Origin of the sequence: Azospira inquinata (genome assembly GCF_018905915.1) — a bacterium.
Lineage (GTDB): Bacteria > Pseudomonadota > Gammaproteobacteria > Burkholderiales > Rhodocyclaceae > Azospira > Azospira inquinata.
In genome coordinates this window covers 963,205-984,328 of sequence record NZ_CP064782.1, presented here as the reverse complement: position 1 = coordinate 984,328, position 21,124 = coordinate 963,205, and the positions used below count along the sequence as shown (strand labels likewise).

At 63.5% G+C, this 21,124-nt stretch carries 25 protein-coding genes and 1 other RNA gene; 22 read left to right on the top strand and 4 right to left on the bottom strand.

The genetic code is table 11. The features are described from left to right. The first annotated feature begins 208 nt into the window (after nt 1-208). From Azoinq_RS04365 to murA, 10 genes are read left to right on the top strand one after another with little or no spacing between them, the layout of a single operon-like run. Nucleotides 209-1,033 carry an ABC transporter ATP-binding protein gene (locus Azoinq_RS04365; RefSeq protein WP_232368557.1) on the top strand — a complete coding sequence of 275 codons (825 nt, stop codon included), beginning with the start codon at nt 209-211 and terminating at the stop codon, nt 1,031-1,033. After that, nucleotides 1,026-1,811 carry a lipid asymmetry maintenance ABC transporter permease subunit MlaE gene (gene mlaE, locus Azoinq_RS04360; RefSeq protein WP_216131916.1) on the top strand — a complete coding sequence of 262 codons (786 nt, stop codon included), beginning with the start codon at nt 1,026-1,028 and terminating at the stop codon, nt 1,809-1,811. The genes Azoinq_RS04365 and mlaE overlap by 8 nt, the downstream gene beginning before the upstream one ends. A 3-nt stretch (nt 1,812-1,814) precedes the next feature. After that, nucleotides 1,815-2,294: an outer membrane lipid asymmetry maintenance protein MlaD gene (gene mlaD, locus Azoinq_RS04355; protein ID WP_216131919.1), complete on the top strand. Its 480-nt coding sequence runs from the start codon at nt 1,815-1,817 to the stop codon at nt 2,292-2,294. Nucleotides 2,295-2,330: 36 nt separating this feature from the next. Further along, on the top strand, nt 2,331-3,116 hold the full coding sequence (locus Azoinq_RS04350) for an MlaA family lipoprotein (RefSeq protein WP_216131922.1): 786 nt from the start codon (nt 2,331-2,333) through the stop codon (nt 3,114-3,116). Between the two features lie 40 nt (nt 3,117-3,156). Further along, on the top strand, nt 3,157-3,789 hold the full coding sequence (locus tag Azoinq_RS04345) for an MlaC/ttg2D family ABC transporter substrate-binding protein (RefSeq protein ID WP_216131925.1): 633 nt from the start codon (nt 3,157-3,159) through the stop codon (nt 3,787-3,789). Beyond that, complete coding sequence (locus Azoinq_RS04340) at nt 3,786-4,073, top strand: STAS domain-containing protein (protein ID WP_216131928.1); 288 nt, start codon at nt 3,786-3,788, stop codon at nt 4,071-4,073. The genes Azoinq_RS04345 and Azoinq_RS04340 overlap by 4 nt, the downstream gene beginning before the upstream one ends. Before the next feature lie 18 nt (nt 4,074-4,091). After that, nucleotides 4,092-5,027, top strand: coding sequence for an ABC transporter ATP-binding protein (locus tag Azoinq_RS04335; RefSeq protein ID WP_216131933.1), 936 nt, complete (start codon nt 4,092-4,094; stop codon nt 5,025-5,027). Then, the gene (locus Azoinq_RS04330; RefSeq protein WP_216131936.1) at nt 5,024-5,776 is read left to right on the top strand and encodes an ABC transporter permease; all 753 of its coding nucleotides are present in this window, start codon (nt 5,024-5,026) and stop codon (nt 5,774-5,776) included. Before Azoinq_RS04335 ends, Azoinq_RS04330 begins: the two co-directional genes overlap by 4 nt. Before the next feature lies 1 nt (nt 5,777). Then, entirely contained in the window at nt 5,778-6,026 is a 249-nt protein-coding gene (locus Azoinq_RS04325) for a BolA family protein (protein WP_216131938.1), read from the top strand. Continuing rightward, nucleotides 6,019-7,272: a UDP-N-acetylglucosamine 1-carboxyvinyltransferase gene (gene murA / locus Azoinq_RS04320; protein ID WP_216131941.1), complete on the top strand. Its 1,254-nt coding sequence runs from the start codon at nt 6,019-6,021 to the stop codon at nt 7,270-7,272. Before Azoinq_RS04325 ends, murA begins: the two co-directional genes overlap by 8 nt. A gap of 177 nt (nt 7,273-7,449) precedes the next feature. On the opposite strand, the gene Azoinq_RS04315 is transcribed toward murA, so the two are convergent. Genes Azoinq_RS04315 through Azoinq_RS04300 form a run of 4 tightly spaced genes read right to left on the bottom strand, consistent with a single transcriptional unit; the run spans nt 7,450 to nt 9,530 of the window. Continuing rightward, nucleotides 7,450-8,106 carry a BON domain-containing protein gene (locus tag Azoinq_RS04315; RefSeq protein ID WP_216131944.1) on the bottom strand — a complete coding sequence of 219 codons (657 nt, stop codon included), beginning with the start codon at nt 8,104-8,106 and terminating at the stop codon, nt 7,450-7,452. After that, nucleotides 8,103-8,696: a phosphoheptose isomerase gene (locus tag Azoinq_RS04310; protein ID WP_216132217.1), complete on the bottom strand. Its 594-nt coding sequence runs from the start codon at nt 8,694-8,696 to the stop codon at nt 8,103-8,105. The genes Azoinq_RS04315 and Azoinq_RS04310 overlap by 4 nt, the downstream gene beginning before the upstream one ends. A gap of 35 nt (nt 8,697-8,731) precedes the next feature. Continuing rightward, nucleotides 8,732-9,148 (bottom strand): HIRAN domain-containing protein, encoded by a 417-nt coding sequence (locus Azoinq_RS04305; RefSeq protein ID WP_216131946.1) that lies wholly within the window; start codon nt 9,146-9,148, stop codon nt 8,732-8,734. Then, nucleotides 9,141-9,530 carry a YraN family protein gene (locus tag Azoinq_RS04300; protein WP_232368555.1) on the bottom strand — a complete coding sequence of 130 codons (390 nt, stop codon included), beginning with the start codon at nt 9,528-9,530 and terminating at the stop codon, nt 9,141-9,143. Before Azoinq_RS04300 ends, Azoinq_RS04305 begins: the two co-directional genes overlap by 8 nt. A 15-nt stretch (nt 9,531-9,545) precedes the next feature. Between Azoinq_RS04300 and rsmI the strand changes: the two genes are divergently transcribed. The 12 genes from rsmI (at nt 9,546) to mraY (ending at nt 21,105) form a co-directional block, all read left to right on the top strand. Further along, entirely contained in the window at nt 9,546-10,388 is an 843-nt protein-coding gene (rsmI, locus tag Azoinq_RS04295; RefSeq protein WP_216131951.1) for a 16S rRNA (cytidine(1402)-2'-O)-methyltransferase, read from the top strand. Between the two features lie 137 nt (nt 10,389-10,525). Further along, nucleotides 10,526-11,557 carry a dihydroorotase gene (gene pyrC / locus Azoinq_RS04290; protein ID WP_216131954.1) on the top strand — a complete coding sequence of 344 codons (1,032 nt, stop codon included), beginning with the start codon at nt 10,526-10,528 and terminating at the stop codon, nt 11,555-11,557. Between the two features lie 18 nt (nt 11,558-11,575). Continuing rightward, entirely contained in the window at nt 11,576-12,127 is a 552-nt protein-coding gene (locus Azoinq_RS04285) for a hypothetical protein (RefSeq protein WP_216131957.1), read from the top strand. 143 nt (nt 12,128-12,270) lie between these two features. After that, nucleotides 12,271-12,924 (top strand): DUF3025 domain-containing protein, encoded by a 654-nt coding sequence (locus Azoinq_RS04280; protein WP_232368554.1) that lies wholly within the window; start codon nt 12,271-12,273, stop codon nt 12,922-12,924. Nucleotides 12,925-12,933: 9 nt separating this feature from the next. Then, an RNA gene (rnpB, locus tag Azoinq_RS04275) (RNase P RNA component class A) lies at nt 12,934-13,326 on the top strand. A 364-nt stretch (nt 13,327-13,690) separates the two neighbouring features. After that, complete coding sequence (gene mraZ / locus Azoinq_RS04270) at nt 13,691-14,140, top strand: division/cell wall cluster transcriptional repressor MraZ (RefSeq protein ID WP_216131963.1); 450 nt, start codon at nt 13,691-13,693, stop codon at nt 14,138-14,140. Further along, entirely contained in the window at nt 14,137-15,072 is a 936-nt protein-coding gene (rsmH, locus tag Azoinq_RS04265; protein WP_216131966.1) for a 16S rRNA (cytosine(1402)-N(4))-methyltransferase RsmH, read from the top strand. The genes mraZ and rsmH overlap by 4 nt, the downstream gene beginning before the upstream one ends. Before the next feature lie 40 nt (nt 15,073-15,112). Beyond that, a complete protein-coding gene (gene ftsL, locus Azoinq_RS04260; protein ID WP_216131970.1) occupies nt 15,113-15,397 on the top strand; it encodes a cell division protein FtsL in 285 nt (94 codons plus the stop codon). Further along, nucleotides 15,397-17,151 (top strand): peptidoglycan D,D-transpeptidase FtsI family protein, encoded by a 1,755-nt coding sequence (locus Azoinq_RS04255; RefSeq protein ID WP_216131972.1) that lies wholly within the window; start codon nt 15,397-15,399, stop codon nt 17,149-17,151. Before ftsL ends, Azoinq_RS04255 begins: the two co-directional genes overlap by 1 nt. Further along, nucleotides 17,148-18,638 (top strand): UDP-N-acetylmuramoyl-L-alanyl-D-glutamate--2,6-diaminopimelate ligase, encoded by a 1,491-nt coding sequence (locus Azoinq_RS04250; protein WP_232368553.1) that lies wholly within the window; start codon nt 17,148-17,150, stop codon nt 18,636-18,638. The genes Azoinq_RS04255 and Azoinq_RS04250 overlap by 4 nt, the downstream gene beginning before the upstream one ends. Before the next feature lie 2 nt (nt 18,639-18,640). After that, nucleotides 18,641-20,017 carry a UDP-N-acetylmuramoyl-tripeptide--D-alanyl-D-alanine ligase gene (locus tag Azoinq_RS04245; RefSeq protein ID WP_216132221.1) on the top strand — a complete coding sequence of 459 codons (1,377 nt, stop codon included), beginning with the start codon at nt 18,641-18,643 and terminating at the stop codon, nt 20,015-20,017. Continuing rightward, complete coding sequence (mraY, locus tag Azoinq_RS04240) at nt 20,017-21,105, top strand: phospho-N-acetylmuramoyl-pentapeptide-transferase (RefSeq protein WP_216131982.1); 1,089 nt, start codon at nt 20,017-20,019, stop codon at nt 21,103-21,105. The genes Azoinq_RS04245 and mraY overlap by 1 nt, the downstream gene beginning before the upstream one ends. Nucleotides 21,106-21,124 lie beyond the last annotated feature (19 nt).

Sequence of the window (21,124 nt, the reverse complement as noted above, 5' to 3'; positions counted from 1 at the left end):
ATATCCCATACGAATATATTGCGCAAGAGGTGGGTCGCAAAAATTCCGGAAAGCCAGGCGGTGGGGCGCTGGATGCCCAGGGGACGTGGAAAGGCCGGGAACGGGGGCCGGGTTAAGCCGGGCGCCACTTATTCCGTTGGCGTGCTGCCAGGAATCCGGGGTGTATCTGATAGAATAGCAAGCTCTAATACTTCTTCTGGATTTGAACGTGCAGGCAAACAGCCTGGTTGAAATTCGCGATCTGACCTTTTCTTACCCCACGGATGAAGGGCATCGCCGTATTCTGGACGGCATCAACATGCGCTTCCCCCGGGGCAAGGTGGTCGCCATCATGGGCGGCAGCGGCTGTGGCAAAACCACCCTGCTGCGTCTGATTGGCGGCCAGCTGTGCCCCACCGGGGGCGAGGTGCGGGTGGACGGTCAGGTGGTCCATGAACTCTCCACCGCCGATCTTTATGCCCTGCGTCGACGCATGGGCATGTTGTTCCAGTTCGGCGCCCTGTTCACCGACATGTCCGTGTTCGACAACGTGGCCTTTCAGATGCGGGAACACACCAATCTGAGCGAGGCCATGATCCGGGATTTGGTACTGCTCAAGCTCCAGTCCGTAGGACTGCGGGGGGCCGCCCAACTCATGCCTGCCGAACTATCCGGCGGCATGGCCCGGCGGGTGGCTCTGGCCCGGGCCGTGGCCCTGGACCCGGCCCTGGTCATGTACGACGAGCCCTTTACCGGTCTGGACCCCATTTCCCTGGGGGTGGTGGGGCAGTTGATCCGCGCCCTGAACGATGCCCTGGGAGCCACCTCGGTAATGGTGACCCACGATGTGCAGGAATCCCTGCAAATTGTGGATTACATCTACTTCATGTCCGGCGGTCGGGTGGTGGCGGAAGGGACTCCGGAAGAAATCCGGGCCTCCCAAGACCCCTTTGTGCATCAATTCGTCCACGCGGAAGCGGACGGGCCGGTGCCCTTCCACTATCCGGCCGGTGCCCTGGGCGAAGATTTGAATCTGGCGGGCTCCCATGCTTAAGCGCTTTTTTACTTCCATCGGCGCGGGGGTGATGGACCGGGTCTGGCGCCTGGGTTTCGCCACCCGCTTTTTCTGGGCCATCCTGCGCTACTCCGGTCAGTCCTTCCGGCGTTTTCCCCTGACCATCCGGGAAATCTATTTCTGCGGGGTGCTGTCCCTGGTGATTATCCTGGTGTCCGGGCTTTTCGTTGGCCTGGTGCTGGGCTTGCAGGGTTATGAAATTCTCCAGCGTTACGGTTCCTCCGAAGCTCTGGGGACCCTGGTGGCCCTGGCCCTGACCCGGGAACTGGGGCCGGTGCTGGCGGCGCTCCTGTTTGCCTCCCGGGCCGGGACTTCCCTGACGGCGGAAATTGGCTTGATGAAGGCCACCGAGCAGCTCACCGCCATGGACATGATGGCCGTCAATCCCTTGGCCCGCATTGTGGCGCCCCGCTTTTGGGGTGGGGTCATTTCCATGCCTTTCCTGGCGGGCTTGTTTTCCGCCATGGGGGTGTTTGGCGGCTACCTGATCGGGGTGGTCTTCATCGGGGTGGATTCCGGCGCCTTCTGGTCCCAGATGCGGGCTTCCGGGGACTTCCAGACCGATGTGCTGAACGGCGTCATCAAGAGCTTCGTCTTCGGTATGGCCGTTACCCTGATTGCAGTTTTCGAAGGCTATGATTCCCAGCCCACGGCGGAGGGCGTGTCCCGCGCCATCACCCGTACGGTGGTGACTTCCGCCCTGGTGATCCTGGCTCTCGACTTTATTCTTACCTCGTTTATGTTCCGGGGAGCGTAATCAATGAATCGCAAAGTACTCGACCTGTGGGTCGGTGTGTTCGTCGTCATCGGCTTTTTTTCCTTGGTTTTCCTTGCCTTGCGGGTAGGCAACCTGTCCGGCTCCAATTTCGCCGAGACTTACCAGCTCCAGGCCAAATTTGATAACATCGGCGGGCTCAAGGTCCGGGGACCGGTGAAAAGCGCCGGGGTGCTGGTGGGCCGCGTCTCCGCCATCCGCTTTGATCCCCAGAGCTACCAAGCGGTGGTGACCCTAGATGTGGATTCCCGCTACAAATTCCCCAAGGACACGTTTGCCTCCATCCTGACCTCCGGTCTGCTGGGGGAACAATACGTGGGCCTGGATGTGGGGGGCGATGAAAAGATGCTGGCCCCCGGGGACACCATTACCAAGACTCAGTCCGCCGTGGTGCTGGAGAAGCTGATTAGCCAGTTCCTCTTCAACAAGGCGTCCGAAGGAACGGATGCGGCGGAAAAACAATAGGGCCCCAGGGGCCTGAACGGATACAAAGGAAACGTCGTGGATCGAAAAATCGCCAAGAAGCCCACAGCTTCCCTTGCCCTGCTGCTGTCTTCCCTGCTCATTCTGGGGGGCTGCGCTTCGGCTCAGAATCCCCGGGATCCGTGGGAGGGCTTCAACCGCACCATGTTCTCCTTCAATGAAGGCCTGGACAAAGCGGTGTTGAAGCCGGTGGCCAAGGGCTACGATGCGGCGCTTCCTGACCCGGTAAAACTCGGGGTGAGCAATTTCTTCTCCAACGTGGGCGATGTGTTTATCGCGGTGAACGACCTGCTTCAAGGCAAGCCCAAGGATGCGGCTTCCGATACGGGGCGTTTCCTGATTAACACCACGGTGGGGATTTTCGGTCTCTTCGATGTGGCCTCCAACGCGGGGCTGGAAAAACATGAGGAAGACTTCGGTCAGACCTTCGGTCGCTGGGGCGTGGGAGATGGCCCCTATGTGGTGTGGCCGGTGATCGGGCCCCGGACGCTGCGGGACTCCTTTGGCTACGCCATGGACGCCCACTTTGATCCGGTCTGGAATGTGAGCAACATTCCCACCCGGAACAGCCTGCTCCTGCTTCGGGTGATCGATGCCCGGGCCGCCGCCCTGCCGGCGGAACAGGTGATCGACGAAGCCGCCATCGACAAATACTCCTATATCCGGGATGCGTACCTGCAAAATCGTCGCAGCCTGATTTATGACGGCAATCCGCCGGCCGCGACCGATGATGACGGGTCGGCCGACACAGGGGCCGCTTCCGGGGATGACGCCACGCCCGCCGCTCCTGCCGCCCAGCCTTGAGGCGGTGAGCGATTACAACTGTTTTGAGATGGATTGAGTGATGAAGCTTCTGCAAAAAATTGGCCTATTTATCGGCGCTCTGGCCTGTGCCGCTTCCGCTTTCGCTTCCGTGGATACCAGCACCCCCGACGTGCTGGTGAAAAACGTAACGGAAGAAGTGCTGACCATTGTCCGGCAGGATAAGGACCTCCAGAACGGCAATACCAAGAAGGCGGTTGCCCTGGTGGAAACCAAGGTGCTGCCCCACTTCAATTTCACCCGCATGACCGGCCTGGCCCTGGGCCGGGACTGGAACAAGGCCACCCCGGACCAAAAGCGGGTGCTGACCCAGGAATTCCGGACCCTGCTGGTGCGTACCTATTCCAACGCCCTGACCGCCTATCGGGATCAGACCGTGGAATACAAGCCCTTCAAGATGGCCCCCGGGGATACGGACGTGACCGTGCGTACCCAGGTCAATCAGAAGCGGGGCAAGCCCATTCAGCTGGATTACGTGCTGGAAAAGGAAGCGGACGGCTGGAAGGTCTATGACGTGGTGGTGGCCGGGGTCTCCCTGGTGACCAACTATCGCAGCTCCTTCAGCCAAGAAGTCCATAGCAACGGCATGGACGGCTTGATCAAGATGCTCCAGGCCAAGAACAAGGCCCTGGATTCGGGTAACGGCAAAAAATGATGGAACTGGCGGGTGCCACCCTGCGGGTGAAGCAATCCATCCGCATGGATACGGCCCGGGATCTGGCCGAGCAGGGCAGTGCGCTGCTGGCGGCCAATGCCGGAGTGCAGATCGTGGATCTGGCGGAAGTGCCTGAGGCGGATTCCTCCGCCCTCACCGTGCTCTTCGCCTGGTTGCGGGAAGGGGCGGCTCGGGGCCACAGCTTCAAGATCGCCCATGCTCCCCAAAGCCTTCTGAGTCTGGCCGGCTTATACGGCGTCACCGAGTTACTGCCCCTGGCCTGACGCCAGGGGTGTTTCCCCATGACGGTGGCGGTCTCCTTTGAGGCGGTGGTCAAGCGTTTCGGCGACTTTACCGCCTTGAACGGGGTATCCCTGGACATTGAGGCCGGGGAATTCTTCGGCCTGCTGGGCCCCAACGGGGCCGGCAAAACTACCCTGATTTCCTGTCTGGCCGGGCTTACCCGGCCCTCCTCCGGGCGCATTGCCATTCTCGGCCACGACGTGGGCCGGGACTACCGGGCCGCCCGGCGCCTGGTGGGTGTGGTGCCCCAGGAACTGGTCTTCGATCCCTTTTTCTCCGTGCGGGAAACCCTGCGTCTCCAGTCCGGTTATTTCGGTCTGGCCCACAACGATGCCTGGATTGACGAAATCCTTTTCCATCTGGATCTGACGGACAAGGCAGACACCAATATGCGCCGCCTTTCCGGGGGCATGAAGCGCCGGGTGCTGGTGGCCCAGGCCCTGGTACACCGGCCCCCGGTGATCGTCCTGGACGAGCCCACCGCCGGAGTGGACGTGGAATTGCGCCAAGGCCTGTGGGAATTCATCCGCCGCCTGAACGGGGACGGCCACACCATCATTCTTACCACCCATTACCTGGAAGAAGCGGAATCCCTCTGCGGCCGCATTGGCATGTTAAAGGGCGGGCAGCTGATTGCCCTGGATCGGACGGAGGCCCTGCTGCGCCGCTATTCCGGCCACACCCTGGCCCTGCGTCTGTTGCCCGGTGGCCGTCTGCCTGCGGATTTGGCGGCTCGGGGGCGGGAGGATGGGGCGGGCCAGATCCGCATTCCCCTGGCGGGCTGGCAGGAAATGGGGCCCTTGTTGAATCGCCTCCAGGAGGCCGCCTGCCCGGTCAAGGATGTGCGCCTGCTGGCGCCGGACCTGGAAGACGTCTTCCTCCATTTGATGGAAGGGGATGGGGCCGATGTCCGAAGGGGAGAGGGGGCTCCATGACCGGCTTTCTCACCCTGTTCCGCAAGGAAGTGCTGCGTTTCTGGAAGGTGGGCTTTCAGACCATGGCGGCCCCTGTGCTGACCGCCCTCCTGTACCTGCTCATCTTTGCCCATGTGCTGGAAGGTCGCCTCCAGGTCCACGGGGTGCCCTATACGGCCTTTCTGGCCCCCGGGCTGGTGATGATGTCCGTGCTGCAGAACGCCTTTGCCAATTCCTCTTCCTCCCTGATCCAGTCCAAGGTCACGGGCAGCATCGTGTTCGTGCTCCTGCCGCCCCTGTCCTATGGGGAATTCTTTCTTGCCTTCGTGGCGGCGGCCGTGGTTCGGGGCGTGGCGGTGGGGGCCGGGGTGCTGGCCATGACTGCCTGTTTTGCTCCCCTGACCTTTGCCCATCCGCTCTGGATTCTCACCTTCACCCTGCTGGGGGGCGCCCTCATGGGGGCCGCCGGTATGGTGGCCGGAATCTTGGCGGATAAATACGATCAGCTGGCCGCCTTCCAGAATTTCCTCATCATGCCTCTGACCATGTTGTCCGGGGTGTTCTATTCCATTCATTCCCTGCCCCCGTTCTGGCAGGGCGTCTCCCATTACAATCCGGTGTTTTATTTGATTGACGGTTTCCGCTACGGTTTTTTCGGGGTGGGGGATGCGGACCCCTGGCTCAGTCTGGCGGTATCCGGCGGTGTGTTGCTCCTGGTGGTGGGGGGAAGTCTCCTATTGCTGGGGCGCGGTTACAAGTTGAGAGGTTAAGATGGCGCAGGTGGAAGAGATTCGCACCTATATTCAGGAAGGCATGCCCTGCCAGACCCTGGAAGTGGAAGGCGATGGCCGCCATTTCCAGGCCCTGGTGGTGAGCGGGGTATTTGCCGGCATGAACCGGGTGCAGCGGCAGCAACGGGTTTTTCAATGCCTGGGTGGGCGGGTGGATAGCGGGGAAATACACGCCCTGTCCATGCGCACCTATACCCCGGAAGAATGGAGAGAACTGCAACATGGATAAGCTGGCGATTCAGGGCGGCGTGCCCCTGCGGGGCGAAGTGCCCATTTCCGGGGCGAAGAATGCCGCCCTGCCCATTCTCTGCGCCGGGCTGCTCACCGCTGACGTGCTGCGCCTGACCAATCTGCCCCATCTGAACGACGTGGCCACCATGCTCCGCCTGCTTGGCCAGATGGGGCTGGCGGTCACCCTGGAAGGCACGGATGGTGTGGTGCTGGACGGGCAGGCCATGAACAATCCGGAAGCCCCCTACGACATGGTGAAGACCATGCGGGCCTCCGTCCTGGTGCTGGGGCCCCTGGTGGCCCGCTGCGGCCAGGCCAAGGTGTCCCTGCCCGGTGGCTGCGCCATCGGTGCCCGGCCCGTGGATCAGCACATCAAGGGCTTGCAGGCTATGGGGGCGGAGGTGCGGGTGGAGCACGGCTACATCCACGCCAAGGCCGGTCGCCTGAAGGGGGCCCGGATTTGTACCGACATGGTGACCGTGACCGGTACGGAAAACCTCATGATGGCCGCCGCCCTGGCGGATGGGGAAACGGTGCTGGAAAACGCCGCCCGGGAACCGGAAGTGGTGGATTTGGCCAACTGCCTGATCGCCATGGGCGCCAAAATTACCGGGGCTGGCTCGGACGTAATCCGTATCCAGGGGGTGGAAAAACTCCACGGTGCCAGCCATAGCATCATGCCGGACCGCATCGAAACGGGCACCTATCTCTGTGCCGCCGCCGCCACGGGGGGCGAGGTGCGCCTTACCGGCACCTCCTGTTCCTATCTGGAGGCGGTGGTGGATAAGCTGCTGGAAGCGGGTTGCGAAGTCCGCTGCGAGGCCGATTCCATCTATCTCAAAGCCCCCGCCCGGCTTAAGGCGGTGAGTCTGCGTACCGCCCCCTACCCGGCTTTCCCCACGGACATGCAGGCCCAGTTCATGGCCCTCAATACGGTGGCGGAAGGGGCGGCCACCATTCGGGAAACCATTTTTGAAAACCGCTTCATGCACGCGGTGGAATTGGCCCGGCTCGGCGCCAATATCGATATCACCGGCAACACGGCGGTGGTCAAGGGAGTGGAACAGCTCCAGGGCGCCACGGTGATGGCTACCGACCTGCGGGCCTCCGCATCCCTGGTGATCGCCGGTCTGGTGGCCCACGGGGAAACGGTGATTGAGCGTATTTATCACCTGGACCGGGGCTACGAGCGCATTGAAGAAAAGCTCTCCCGCCTGGGCGCCCGGGTCCGGCGCATCCGCTGATCGGAAAATTGGCAAAGAAAAAGGGCGGGATATCCCGCCCTTTTTTTGTCGGCCCTGGTTTGCCCAACCGAGGCAGCTTTGGCTCGAAGGTCCGAAGCTTGTGCTAGCGTTGGCGTGGCACAGGCGCGGTGCTTTAGCTTGAGCGCCGCGCCCCGTGGCCCTTGGCCGTAAGCCTTATTACCGGGCCGTATTGTTGGGGGAGGGGACGCCCGGATTGTCGTTGGAGCGGGTGCCCAGTTCCTTGGCCTGGGAGTAGCTGATGATTTCCATCAGATTGACCACCTTGGTGACTCCGGAGGTGGTGCGGGCCAGTTCAATGGCGTCATCCGCTTCCTGTTGGGTAACCAGGCCCATGAGATAGACCACGCCGGCTTCCGTGGTCACCTTCACCCAGTTGGCGCTGAAACGCTTGCCATCCACGAAGCGGGCTTTGACCTTGGAGGTGATCAGGGTGTCCGAACTGCGGGCGGAGAAGGAGCTGATGCCGGCCACCTGGACTTCGTTATGCACGCCGGTGACGTTGGGCACCTCGGCGGCGATCTGGCCCACCTTGTCCTTGATTTCGGCGCTGGGCACTTCCCCGGTGATGAGGGCCTTGCGGTTGTAGCTGGTCACATTGACATGGACCTGGTCCCCCAGCTGTTCGCTGATCCGATTGCCGATTTTCAGCTCAATGCCTTCGTCTTCCACGTAGGTGCCGGAAGAGCGGCGATCCGCCATCATCAGGGCGCCGGCGGTCATGCCCCCGGCGACAAAGGGAAAGCAGCCCTGGACACCGGCGGTGACGGCGGCCAGTAGCAGGGGGAGGGCCAGACGGCGCATGGTGGATTTCATTCTTCAACTCCCAGCAACAGGCAGTCGATGCCGTCGCAGATGCAGTGGATGGTAAGCAGGTGGGTTTCCTGGATACGGCAGGTGCGATCCGCCGGAACGCAGAGGTGAATGTCTCCGTCCTTCAGCATTTCGCCGATTTTGCCGCCGCCCTTGCCGGTCATGGCTACCACCCGCAGGTCGTTGTCGTGGGCGGCCTGGATGGCTTCCATCACATTGGCGGAATTACCGGAGGTGGAAATGGCCAGCAGCACGTCCCCGGGCTGGCCCAGGGCGCGGACCTGTTTGGCGAAAATCTGGTTGTAGCTGTAGTCGTTGGCCACGGCAGTGAGAATGGAACTGTCCGTGGTCAGGGCGATGGCGCCCAATTCCTGGCGTTCCGCTTCAAAGCGGCCCACCAGCTCGGCGGCGAAATGCTGGGCGTCGGCGGCGGAGCCCCCGTTGCCACAGGCCAGGATTTTTCCGTTATTGACCAGGGCGGTGACCATGGTTTCCACGGCACCGGCGATGGGGGCGGCGAGCAACTCCATGGCGTCCAGTTTGGTTTGGGCGCTGTCCTGGAAGTTTTGGCTGATGCGGGCGATTAAATCCATCGTTAAGTGAGGCACTTGCAGGTGAAATTGGAAGCTCATTCTAACACGCTCCTCCGGATCACCAGAAAGACCTGGACTTCCACCCGACGCCAGGGATCCGAGTCCGGGCGCAGGCGGCTGATACGGGCTTCCAGGGGGGCGTGGCGGTCCATGGCATCGGCTACTGCGTCGTTTTCCAGACGGGGCAGGTAACCCAGTTGTACCCCGTGCCAGGCGACCCGGATGGCCCGGGAATCGTGGGGATTTTCCCCTTCCCGGGCTAAGGTCAGCCGGTCCCCCGGGCGGAGCTGGTCCCAGACCCGGTTGGCGGCATAGTATTGGGCCCCGGCCAGGGGGGAGGTCTGGATCAGGATGCGCAGGGTGGGCGGCCCTTCGGCTCCGTGCCCCGGCCCGCCCAGTCCGGTCAGGAGGGCTGCCAGGAGGAGGGGGCCGGGGCGGGACCGGCTATTCATGGCCTTCTTCGTCGAAGGCGTGGCGCAACCATTCCGGCGCCGGGTCATCCACCCGGCGCAGGAGCAGGCAGTCGAAGCGGCAGGGGCCCCGGTGCCGGGCTCCCGGGCCCGCCAGCCAATGGCGGGCGGCCAGGCTGAGGCGGCGGCGTTTGGCCCCGGTGACACTGGCTTCCGGGCCGCCGAAATCCATCCGACTGCGCAAACGTACCTCCACAAACACCAGGGTCGGGCCGTCCATGGCCACCAGATCCAGCTCTCCCCCTTTGACCCGGTAATTGCGGGCGAGAATGGCCAGGCCCCGGGCGGTGAGATAGGCAGCTGCCTGGTTTTCCGCCAAGCGTCCCTTCCCGGGAGCGGTGAGCGTGGTATCTTTGGGCGGCATGGACATGATGAAAATATGACAAACGAATATACTGCATTGTATGTGGTTCCCACCCCTTTGGGAAACCTGGGGGACATTACCCTGCGCGCCCTGGAGGTGCTCAAGGCCGTGCCCTGGGTGGCGGCCGAAGACACCCGCCACAGCCAGCCCCTGCTGCGCCATTTCGGCTCCCAGGCCAAGCTCCTGGCGGCCCACGAACACAATGAGGAGCACGCAGCCCAGCAGGTGATCGCCAAACTGGCGGCGGGGGAATCGGTGGCGGTGGTGACCGATGCGGGTACCCCGGCGGTTTCCGACCCGGGGGCTCGCTTGGTGGCCCGGGTGCGGCAAGCGGGCTACCCGGTGGTGCCCCTGCCCGGGGCCTGTGCTGCCATTACGGCCCTTTCCGCTTCCGGCCTGGATGCGCCCCATTTCCTGTTCTACGGCTTTCTGCCCACCAAGGCTGGCCAGCGGGAGCGGGAACTGCAAAGCCTGGCGGCCTTGCCCTATACCCTGGTTTTCTACGAAGCCCCCCATCGCATCGAAGACACCCTGGGGGCCCTGGCCCAGGTGCTGGGCGGTGATCGGGAAATCGTCATCTGCCGGGAACTGACCAAGCTCTTCGAAACCATTCAGCCCCTGGCCCTGGGGGATGCGCCGGAATGGCTGGCGGCGGACGCCAACCGGCGCAAAGGGGAATTCGTGCTCCTGGTCCAGGGGGCGCCGGAGGCTGACCGGGGCGGGGAAGGGGAGCGGGTATTGGCCCTGCTCCTGGCCGAAGGTCTGCCGGTTAAGCAATGTGCCAAGCTGGCGGCGGAAATTACGGGAGCGGGAAAAAATGACCTGTACGCCCGCGCCCTGGCCATGAAAAATGGCTAGAATCGGGGCCCAACGCCCGGGTGCGTGGAGCGTTTCCCGTCTCGCGGCACAGGCCCGGTATTCCGGCGCCCCCCCTGCTATTGAATGATATTGCTGTGCCCGGCGCCGTCCGGTCCGGGCCCACTTGGGACTTTTCCATGGAAATCACCCTGCTTCGCCCCGACGATTGGCATCTGCACCTGCGGGACGGTGCCGCCCTGGCCGCCGTGTTGCCCCATTCCGCCCGCCAGTTCGGCCGGGCCATCATCATGCCCAACCTGAAGCCCCCGGTGACCACGGTGGAACAGGCCCTGGCCTATCGTCAGCGCATTCTGGCGGCCTTGCCCCAGGGGGCCAGTTTTGAGCCCCTGATGACCCTGTATCTGACGGACAACACCCCGCCGGAAGAAATCCATCGGGCGGTGGCGGCCGGGTGCATCAAGGCGGTTAAGCTCTATCCCGCTGGCGCCACCACCAATTCGGACGCCGGGGTGACCGATCTGGGCCGTTGCGACGCTACCCTGGCGGCCATGGCGGAAACGGGCCTGCCCCTGCTGGTGCACGGGGAAGTGACCGATCCGGCGGTGGATATTTTTGATCGGGAAAAAACCTTCATCGACCGGGTGTTGCTGCCCCTGCTGACCCGGCATCCGGATCTGAAGGTGGTTTTTGAACATATCACCACCGCCGACGCCGCCCGCTTTGTCACCGAGGCGGGGCCCCGGGTGGGCGCCACCGTTACTGCCCATCACCTGCTTTTCAACCGCAATGCCATTTTTGCCGGTGGTCTGCGTCCCCATTATTACTGCCTCCCGGTGCTGAAGCGGGAAACCCACCGGCAAGCCTTGGTGGAGGCCGCTACCGGTGGCAACCCCAAGTTTTTCCTGGGCACGGATTCCGCTCCCCACGCCACGGGGGCCAAGGAAACCGGCTGCGGCTGCGCTGGCTGCTATACCGCTCTGACGGCCCTGGAACTCTATGCCCAGGCCTTTGAGGATGCCGGGGCTTTAGACCGGCTGGAAGGCTTTGCCAGCTGCCACGGTCCGGATTTCTACGGCCTGCCCCGGAATCGGGAGACGGTTACCCTGGTGAAGGAAGCCCAGACTGTGCCCCTGACCCTGCCCTACGGGGATGGGGCCACCCTGACCCCCCTCTGTGCCGGGGAAACCCTGGCCTGGCGGCTGGTCTGATTTTTTCGGAGATCCGAGATGAAACGGGGAATCTACTTGCTGTTGCCCTGGGTGGCCCTGTTGGCGGGCTGTGTGGATGATGCGGCGTCCTACCTCATCGATGGCAAGGACCACGCTCTGACCATCATCCGGGAACAGCCCTATTTCTGGAAAAAGACCGTGACCCTGGACGTGGTGGCCGCCCGGCTGCCGGACTGTCAGCGGCGCCACAAAATCACCACGGCTCCCCTGAATAGCCAGATCGAGCTGTGGCAGGCCGGGCCGGAAACCTATTTGCTCCAGGTGGGGGATAAGGTGTTCCTGAGCGAAACCCAGACTTGCGAAGGCTTCCGGCGCCTGGATGGCCCGCCCCCGGGGGGCATGGGCACCAAGCTGGGGGTGTTCCGGGATCAAGGCCAGGGCCAGGGATTGCGCTTTCAAGCGGCGCCCGCTCCGGCTAACCCCGCCCCTGGGGCAGCCCCAGGAACCGGGAGTGGGGCTGGGGTCGTTCCCAGCTCTAGCCCGGATGGTGCCGATGGGGCGGGAGCTTCCGCCCAAGGGGATGGGGCGCCCGCTACCACGTCCCGGTGAGTTTTCCTCCGCCTTACCAGGGGCCCCTTTTTGCGCCCCTGGCCCCCCTGCTGTCGAACTTGTCTCCGCCCTGGCCTGACCGGCCAGATACGGCGCTGTTGAATACCCTGGCGCGTCAAAGGCAATTGGTTACGGCCCGGGGATTGCCTCTGCGCTTTGTGTCGCCCCAGGCTGACGGCCTGGGCTACGAGGCCCGGATTGCCGCCAAGGGGGAGGTGGAGACCCGACCAGACAACTGGCATGACTTTTTCAACGGATTAGTCTGGTGCGCCTTCCCGGCGGCCAAGGCGGCCCTGAGCGGGCGTCACCAGGAAAACCTGGGGGCTTCCCCCGCCCCCCGGGGCGCGGTACGGGATGCCATGACCCATTTTGACGAATGTGGCTTGGTGGTGCTTGCCGCCGATCCTTCCCTGTTGGCCTTGCTGGCGGACTTTCGCTGGCGGGAACTGTTCTGGGAGGCCCGGGACCGGGTGCGCCGGGACATGCGCTGGTTGGTCTTCGGCCATGCCACCTATGAAGCCCTGTTTCAGCCCTATCGGGGGCTTACCGCCAAGGCGGTGCTCTATCAGGTGACGGCGGCAACCCTGGGGGCGGTGGATCGGGGCGAGTTGTGGGAGGTGGATGCCCGGCTGGCCGCCGATCTGGCGGCGGGGCACTACGCCCGCCCCCGGGAACTCCATCCCGTGCCCCTCCTGGGCATTCCCGGGGTGATGCCGGAGAGCGAGTGCCCGGAGTATTACCTGGATACCTGGCAGTTTCGCCCCGGGCGCCGGTCTTCGGGCCTATCCCAGGTATAATGGGCCGGTGAAGTCGACCAGGCAGCCGCTGGGACCTCTCTTCGGGGAGGGCCGGGAGGAAAGTCCGGGCTCCATAGAGCGGGATGCCGGCTAACGGCCGGGCGCTATAAGCCGAAAGGCGAAGGCGACGGAAAGTGCAACAGAGAGTAGACCGCCGATGGCTTCCCTCGGGAAGATCAGGCAAGGGTGAAACGGTGGGGTAAGAGCCCACCGCAGGACTGGCGACAGGACTGGCTCGGTAAACCCCATCCGGAGCAAGACCAAATAGGGAAGCATTAGGCGTGGCTCGCGCTGCTTCCGGGTAGGTTGCTGGAGCGCACTGGTAACGGTGCGCCTAGAGGAATGGCTGCCACGGCGCCGCAAGGCGTGCGACAGAACCCGGCTTATCGGTCGGCTTCACACTTCTTTTTCCCCAAGGACGAAATCCCCTTTCGGCCCTTTCCCCCGGGATATTTCCCCCTCCGTTCCATGTTCATGGCATGCGCCCCCGCGGGCGGCGGCAATTTCTTGCCGTTTCTCATAAAGCACTTTCACATATTTCCCTATCTGCATTGTTTTTTAAGGGGAAAATTTTCTGTGATTTTTCTGACAAAGACGCTTTAAGTCCTTGTCTCCATTGAAAAAAATCTGGAAATTCCCTTGACCGGGTAGGGTAATTACTCTAAAGTGGGAAAAGGTGGTAAAAAGTGGGTAAACAGGGTTTGCTTCGACCAAATTGAGAGGGTCGGGGCCAGCTCGGTGGAACAAAGCAAGTAACGGGGGAGTAATGTTCCAAGGGACGATTTCGCTGAGTCTCGACGCTAAAGGTCGGCTCGCCATTCCGGCGCGCTACCGGGAAGCGCTCGCCCAGACCGCGAACGGCACCCTGGTCCTCACCGCCCACCCCCATGGCTGCTTGCTGCTCTATCCGGTTCCCGCCTGGGAACCCATTCGCGACCAGATACTCAAGGCTCCCAGTTTCGATCCCCGTTCCGCAGCGCTGAAGCGCGTCCTGGTGGGTAATGCCCGGGAAGAGGAAATGGACGGGGCGGGGCGTCTCCTGGTGGCTTCCGAATTGCGCGGCTTCGCCAAGCTGGAGAAACAGGTCTGGCTGGTGGGCATGGGCTCCCATTTTGAAATCTGGAGCGACGAGGGCTGGCAGCGGCAAAACGACGCGGCCCTGGCGGCGCTCCAAAGTGATCAACCAATACCAGGCTTCGAGGGAATCGCGCTGTGAGTGCCGGTGGCAACCAACACGTCACGGTCCTCCTGGAGGAGGCAGTGGCGGCTCTCCACGTGAACCCGGAAGGTCGTTACATCGACGCCACCTTCGGCCGGGGCGGTCATAGCCGGGCCATTCTGTCCCGGCTCGGGGCAGGGGGGCGTCTCCTCTCCCTGGATCGGGACCCCCAGGCCGTGGTGGCTGGGGCGAGTCTGGTGGATTCCCGCTTTACCTTGCGTCACGCTCCCTTCAGTCAGCTGGCCGAAGTGGCCCGGGGCGAGGGGCTGGGGCAGGTGGATGGGGTGTTGTTCGATATCGGGGTGTCCTCACCCCAGATTGACGAGGGGGGGCGGGGCTTCAGCTTTCGTTTTGATGCCCCCTTGGATATGCGCATGGATACCAGCCGGGGCGAGACTGCCGCGGAATGGTTGGCGCGGGCGGAAGAATCTGAAATCGCGGAGGTCATAAAAGATTATGGGGAAGAACGGTTTGCTAAGCAGATTGCAAAGAAGATTGTGGCTGCTCGGTCCGAACGGCCTATTGCAACCACAAGGCAGCTTGCCGCGCTCGTCGCTGAGGCCGTGCGGACCCGTGAGCCAGGCCAGGACCCGGCGACGCGAAGCTTTCAAGCTATACGGATTCATATCAATCAAGAACTCCAGGAGCTCGCGCTAGTCCTGCCCCAGGCCCTGGAGCTGCTGAAACCCGGCGGCCGCCTGGTGGTCATTTCCTTCCATTCCCTGGAAGACCGGATCGTCAAACGCTTCCTCAAAGAGCAGGCCGAGCCGGATAAGCTGCCCAAGGACCTGCCCCTGCGGGCCGACCAGCTGCCGCCCCCCAAGATTCATCTGGTGGGCAAGCCGGTGCGGGCCTCGGAGGCGGAAGTGGCGGCCAATCCCCGGGCCCGGAGCGCCATTATGCGGGTGGCGGAAAAGGTGTCGGCATGAGCGCCCCGGTTCCGTTCCGTGCCCCGGCGGGGAGCCGGCCATGCTGAGAGTGAATCTGGTACTCCTGCTGGTGGCCACCATCTGCGCCATGGGGGTGGTCACCTCCCAGCACAAGGCCCGCAAGCTCTTCCAGGATCTGGACAATGAGCAGGAGCGGTCCCGCAGCCTGGATGTGGAATGGGGCCAGCTCCAGCTGGAACTGTCCACCTGGGCCGCCCATCCCCGGATCGAGAAAATCGCCCGGGAAAAACTGAAAATGCACGGCCCGGATTCCAGCAAGGTGATCAATGCCTCCCTGCCCGCCGGTCAAGGGGGGCGGCCCTAATGCGGGTCAATAAGCCCAAAGCCCACCGCTTCGCCGAAAGCCCCGTGCTCCAGCTGCGCATGCCGGCCTGGCGCTCCCGCTTTGTGGCCCTCATGCTGCTCCTGGGCTTTGCTGCCCTGGTGGGCCGTTCCTTCTATCTCCAGATCATCAATAACGATTTTCTTCAGGAGAAGGGGGATTCCCGCTACCGGCGGGAGCTGGACGTGTTCGCCTCCCGGGGCCGGATTACGGACCGGAATGGGGAAATTCTGGCGGTTTCCACCCCCATGAAATCCATCTGGGCTATCCCCGGGGACGTGAAGCTGACGCCGGAACAGTCCCAGCGCCTGGCCGCCCTACTGGAAATTGACGAGCGGGAATTGAAGCGGCGTTTGGCGGAGGACCGGAACTTCGTTTACCTCAAACGCCAGATTCCCCCGGAAATCGGGGAGCGCATCGCCCAAATGAAACTGGCGGGTATCCACCAGGACAAGGAATACCGCCGCTACTACCCCTCCGGGGAAATGACTGCCCACATCGTGGGCTTTACTGGTATTGACGACAAGGGTCTGGAAGGGGTGGAGCTGGCTTTCCAGAACCAGCTCATGGGCCATGACGGCAGCCGAACCGTGATCAAGGACCGGCGCGGCCAGGTGGTGGAAGACGTGGGCGCCGCCAAGCCGCCCCAGGACGGCAAGGACATCACCCTGGCCCTGGATTCCAAAATCCAGTATCTGGCCTTTAGCCAGCTGCAAAAAACCGTTCAGGACAACGACGCCAAGGGCGGCGGTGCCGTGGTGGTGGATGCCCGCAACGGGGAAATCCTGGCCCTGGCCAACTGGCCGACCTACAACCCCAATAACCGCCAGCATCTCACCGGGCCCCAGCTGCGCAACCGGGCGGTGACCGATACCTTCGAACCGGGCTCCCCCATGAAGCCCTTCACCGTTTCTCTGGCCCTGGAAAAGAGCCGGGTCCAGCCCGGCACCATCATTCATTGCGCGCCGGGCCGGCTCACCATCGGCACCGCCACCATCAACGATTCCCACGCCCACGGCGACCTGTCCGTGGCCCAGGTGATCCAAAAATCCTCCAACGTGGGCACGGCCAAGATCGCCGCCACCCTGAGCTATCAGGAAATGTGGGAAAACTTCCAGAACCTGGGCTTCGGCCAGGTGCCCCATCTGGGTTTCCCCGGGGAAGTGACCGGGCGGGTACGGCCCTGGAAAAACTGGCGCCCCATCGAGCAGGCCACCATGTCCTACGGCCACGGTATTTCCGTGAGCCTGGTCCAGCTCATCCATGCCTATACGGTCTTCGCCCGGGACGGGGACGTGGTGCCCCTGTCCCTGACCCGGGTCGGGGACGGGCCGGTGCCGGGCAAGCGGGTGTTTTCGCCTCAGACCGTCCAGGAAATGCGGAACATGCTGGAACTGGTGGTGCAGCCCGGGGGCACCGCCCCCATGGCCAAGGTGCCTGGCTACCGGGTGGGGGGCAAGACCGGAACCGCCTACAAGCTGGAAAACGGCGTCTATGCCAAGAAATATGTGGCTTCCTTTGTGGGCATCGCCCCCATGTCCAATCCCCGCCTGATTGTGGCGGTGATGATCGACGAGCCCTCCAACGGCAAGCACTACGGGGGCGACGTGGCCGGTCCAGCCTTCGCCAACATCATGGGTGGGGCCCTGCGGGTGCTGGGCATTCCCCAGGATGCGCCCCAGACCGCCGGGGACAAGCCCGCTGCCGCCGAAGATTCGGCCAAGGAGGTCATGTGACCCAGACCCTCATGGCCCAAATGCTCCTCGACCGGCTCACCGCCCAGGGCGTCCAGGTGACCCGGCTGGAAAATGACAGCCGCCGGGTGCAGCCCGGAGACGTGTTCGTGGCCTATCCGGGCCACGGGGCGGACGGCCGGAAATTCATCCCCATGGCCCTGGAGCGGGGCGCCGTGGCCGTGCTCTGGGAGGCCCGGGATTTCGTCTGGCCGACGGACTGGACCGTGCCCCAAGTAGGGGTGGAAGGCCTCCAGTCCTTTGCCGGGCACCTGGCCCATCTGGTCTATGGCCGCCCCTCGGAACAGCTCAAGCTGGTGGGTCTCACCGGCACCAACGGCAAAACCTCCTGCAGCCAGTGGATTGCCCAAGCCCTGGACGGAGCGGGCCAGCCCTGCGCCGTCATCGGCACCCTGGGCAACGGCCTGTTGAACCGGGGTCTGGACGCCAGCGCCAATACCACCCCGGACGCCCTGGCCCTGCACCGGCTCCTGGCAGACTACCTGACCCAGGGCGCCCGGGCCTGCGCCGCGGAAATTTCTTCCATCGGTCTGGATCAGGGCCGTTGCAACGGCGCTCGTTTTGCCGTGGCGGTGTTCACCAACCTAACTCGGGATCATCTGGATTATCACGGCACCATGGAAGCCTACGGGGCCGCCAAGGCCCGCCTGTTCTCCTGGCCCGAATTGAATGAAGCGGTGATCAATCTGGATGACCCCTTCGGTCGCCACCTGATCGCCCAAACCACCGCCGGACTGCGTATCGGCTACACCCGGGAAGGGCGCCAGGCCCCCGAAGCCGACTGGCTGCTGGAAGCCCGGGACCTGACCCATACCCCGGAAGGCATGGCCTTTACCCTGGTGGCCCCCGGGGGCGCCGTGGCCGTGCGGACGGCCCTGGTAGGCGGCTACAACGTTTCCAATCTCCTGGCGGTGGCGGGCACCCTGCTGGCCCTGGGCTTGCCCCTGGACCAGGTGGGGGAACGCCTCAGCGCCCTGCTGCCGCCCCCCGGGCGGATGCAGCGCCTGGGCGGGCGGGATGAGCCCCTGGTGGTGGTGGATTACTCCCACACCCCGGACGCCCTGGAAAACGCCCTCACCGCCCTGCGGGAAGTGGCCACGGCCCGGGGCGGCCAGCTCCATTGCGTGTTTGGCTGCGGCGGCGACCGGGATCACGGCAAACGGCCCCAGATGGGCGCCATCGCCCAGCGGCTGGCGGATCAGGTGCTGCTCACCAACGACAACCCCCGCAACGAAGATCCCCTGACCATCCTGGCAGACATCCGGGCGGGGGCCCCGGAAGCGCCGGTGGAACCGGAACGGGCCCGGGCCGTGGAACAGACCGTAATCAACGCCGCCGCCCCGGATGTGGTGCTGGTGGCGGGCAAGGGCCATGAGCCCTATCAGGAAATTAAAGGGGTGCGTCTCCCCTATTCGGACGTGACGACGGCGGAGCGCGCTCTAGGCTTACGTCGGGAAAAGGAAGCTTGATGATGATGGATTTGCAACGGCTGGCCGGGGCGACCCAGGGACGTCTGATCGGAGAAAACCGGGAATTTGCCTCGGTGAGTACCGACAGCCGGACCATCGGCGCCGGGCAACTGTTCATCGCCCTGCGCGGGGAACGGTTCGACGGTCATGCCTTTTTGGCTCAAGTCAAAGCCCAGGGGGCGGTGGCCGCCCTGGTGGCGGAAGACGCGGTCGCCGGGCTGGAAGCCCTGGATCTGCCCCTGGTGGCGGTGCCCGATACCCGTCTGGCTCTGGGCGACCTAGCCCGGACCTGGCGGGCCAGCTTTGCCCTGCCTCTGGTGGCGGTGACCGGCTCCAACGGCAAGACCACCACCAAGGAAATGCTGGCCGCCATTCTCCAGGCCGAAGTGGGAGCCGACCGGGTGCTGGCCACCCGGGGCAACTTTAACAACGACATCGGCCTGCCCCTGACCCTGCTCCAACTGATGGAGCAGCACCGTTACGCCGTGGCCGAAATGGGCATGAACCATCCGGGGGAAATTGCCTATTTGGTGGGCATCGCCCAGCCTTCCGTGGCTCTGGTGACCAATGCCCAGCGGGCCCACCTGGAAGGCATGGGGGATTTGTCCGGTATCGCGGAAGAAAAAGGCACCATTTATTCCGGTTTGGGCACCGACGGGGTGGCCCTGGTGAATCGGGATGACGCCTTCGCCGATTACTGGCTGGGCATTAACCAGGGGCGCCGGGTGCGTACCTTCGGCTTGAAACCCGGGGCCGATGTGACTGGCACGGTCCAGGCCCACGGCCTGGAAGTCCAGCTCCATCTCCGGGCCCCGGAAGGGGAGGCGGATATCCGCCTCCAGGTGCCCGGTCTCCATAACGCCCGCAATGGGGTGGCCGCTGCCGCCGCCGCCCTGGCTGCCGGTGCTTCCATGGACGCGGTGCGCCGGGGGCTGGAAGGTTTTGCCGGGGTGAAGGGGCGTCTGCAACGGAAACCCGGTCTCCAAGGGGCGGTGATTCTGGACGACACCTACAACGCCAATCCGGACTCGGTACGGGCCGGGATTGATGTGCTGGCCGCCACCGTGGGCAAGCAGATCCTGGTTCTGGGGGACATGGGGGAAATCGGCGAAATGAGCGCCCAGTTCCACGATGAAATCGGCGGATACGCTAAGTCCCAGGGCATCGACCAGCTCTTCACCCTGGGGGAATCCTCCGCCCTGGCGGCCCGCAACTTCGGTAGCGGTGGCCGCCATTTCAAGAAACTGGAAGAGCTGCTGGCCGCCCTGCGGCCTGAATTGACCGCCAGCACCACGGTGCTGGTGAAAGGATCGCGCTTCATGCGTATGGAACGGGTGGCGGATGCCCTGACCCAGATCGGAAACGGGGAGAAAGCCTGATGCTGTTACTACTTGCCCAATGGCTTGGTCAGGACGTGCGCCTGTTCAACGTCTTTAATTACATCACCCTGCGTACCGTGCTGGCGGCCCTGACGGCTCTGGCCATTTCCTTCGTTTCCGGCCCCGGGGTGATTCGCTGGCTGGCCGCCAAGAAAATCGGTCAGGCGGTGCGGACCGACGGTCCCCAGACCCACCTGGCCAAGTCCGGCACCCCCACCATGGGTGGGGTGATGATCCTCATCGCCATTGCCATTACCACCCTGCTCTGGGGCGACCTCTCCAACCGCTATGTGTGGGTGGTGCTGGTGGTTACCCTGGGCTTTGGCGCCGTGGGCTGGTACGACGACTGGAAAAAGGTGGTCTATCACGATCCCCAGGGTCTGGCGGCCCGCTGGAAATACTTCTGGCAATCCCTGCTGGGGCTCTGCGCCGCCCTCTATCTGGGCTTTTCCTCCATCCATCCCACCCAGATGGAACTGATCGTCCCCTTCTTCAAGACCGTGGCCTATCCCCTGGGCGTGGTGGGCTTCGTCATCCTCACCTATTTCGTCATCGTGGGCTCTTCCAATGCGGTGAATCTTACCGACGGCCTGGACGGGCTGGCCATTATGCCCACCGTCATGGTGGGGGGCGCCCTGGCGATTTTCGCCTACGTGGCCGGTCACGCCGTCTATTCCCATTACCTCTTCATGCCCTATGTGCCGGGCGCCGGGGAACTAGCCGTATTCATGGGTGCCCTGTGCGGCGCCGGGCTGGGTTTCCTCTGGTTTAACGCCTACCCGGCCCAGGTGTTCATGGGGGACGTGGGGGCCTTGGCCCTGGGGGCCGCCCTGGGCACGGTGGCGGTCATCGTCCGCCAGGAAATTGTCCTGGCCATCATGGGCGGGGTGTTCGTCGCGGAAACCCTGTCCGTGGCCCTACAGGTCAGCTATTTCAAATGGTCCGGGGGCAAGCGCATTTTTCGCATGGCCCCCCTCCATCACCACTATGAATTGAGCGGCTGGAAGGAAACCCAGGTGGTGGTGCGCTTCTGGATTATCACCATCATTCTGGTGCTGTTCGGCCTGAGCACCCTGAAGCTGCGCTAAGGAACAAAGAGGAAAACGC

Excerpts from the sequence above, each read along its gene's own strand:
- mlaE (WP_216131916.1), top strand. The coding sequence starts at position 1,026 with ATGCTTAAGCGCTTTTTTACTTCCATCGGCGCGGGGGTGATGGACCGG.
- mlaD (WP_216131919.1), top strand. The coding sequence starts at position 1,815 with ATGAATCGCAAAGTACTCGACCTGTGGGTCGGTGTGTTCGTCGTCATC.
- Azoinq_RS04345 (WP_216131925.1), top strand. The coding sequence starts at position 3,157 with ATGAAGCTTCTGCAAAAAATTGGCCTATTTATCGGCGCTCTGGCCTGT.
- Azoinq_RS04340 (WP_216131928.1), top strand. The coding sequence starts at position 3,786 with ATGATGGAACTGGCGGGTGCCACCCTGCGGGTGAAGCAATCCATCCGC.
- Azoinq_RS04335 (WP_216131933.1), top strand. The coding sequence starts at position 4,092 with ATGACGGTGGCGGTCTCCTTTGAGGCGGTGGTCAAGCGTTTCGGCGAC.
- Azoinq_RS04330 (WP_216131936.1), top strand. The coding sequence starts at position 5,024 with ATGACCGGCTTTCTCACCCTGTTCCGCAAGGAAGTGCTGCGTTTCTGG.
- Azoinq_RS04325 (WP_216131938.1), top strand. The coding sequence starts at position 5,778 with ATGGCGCAGGTGGAAGAGATTCGCACCTATATTCAGGAAGGCATGCCC.
- murA (WP_216131941.1), top strand. The coding sequence starts at position 6,019 with ATGGATAAGCTGGCGATTCAGGGCGGCGTGCCCCTGCGGGGCGAAGTG.
- Azoinq_RS04315 (WP_216131944.1), bottom strand. The coding sequence starts at position 8,106 with ATGAAATCCACCATGCGCCGTCTGGCCCTCCCCCTGCTACTGGCCGCC.
- Azoinq_RS04310 (WP_216132217.1), bottom strand. The coding sequence starts at position 8,696 with ATGGATTTAATCGCCCGCATCAGCCAAAACTTCCAGGACAGCGCCCAA.
- Azoinq_RS04305 (WP_216131946.1), bottom strand. The coding sequence starts at position 9,148 with ATGAATAGCCGGTCCCGCCCCGGCCCCCTCCTCCTGGCAGCCCTCCTG.
- Azoinq_RS04300 (WP_232368555.1), bottom strand. The coding sequence starts at position 9,530 with ATGCCGCCCAAAGATACCACGCTCACCGCTCCCGGGAAGGGACGCTTG.
- rsmI (WP_216131951.1), top strand. The coding sequence starts at position 9,546 with ATGACAAACGAATATACTGCATTGTATGTGGTTCCCACCCCTTTGGGA.
- pyrC (WP_216131954.1), top strand. The coding sequence starts at position 10,526 with ATGGAAATCACCCTGCTTCGCCCCGACGATTGGCATCTGCACCTGCGG.
- Azoinq_RS04285 (WP_216131957.1), top strand. The coding sequence starts at position 11,576 with ATGAAACGGGGAATCTACTTGCTGTTGCCCTGGGTGGCCCTGTTGGCG.
- mraZ (WP_216131963.1), top strand. The coding sequence starts at position 13,691 with ATGTTCCAAGGGACGATTTCGCTGAGTCTCGACGCTAAAGGTCGGCTC.
- ftsL (WP_216131970.1), top strand. The coding sequence starts at position 15,113 with ATGCTGAGAGTGAATCTGGTACTCCTGCTGGTGGCCACCATCTGCGCC.
- Azoinq_RS04255 (WP_216131972.1), top strand. The coding sequence starts at position 15,397 with ATGCGGGTCAATAAGCCCAAAGCCCACCGCTTCGCCGAAAGCCCCGTG.
- Azoinq_RS04245 (WP_216132221.1), top strand. The coding sequence starts at position 18,641 with ATGATGGATTTGCAACGGCTGGCCGGGGCGACCCAGGGACGTCTGATC.
- mraY (WP_216131982.1), top strand. The coding sequence starts at position 20,017 with ATGCTGTTACTACTTGCCCAATGGCTTGGTCAGGACGTGCGCCTGTTC.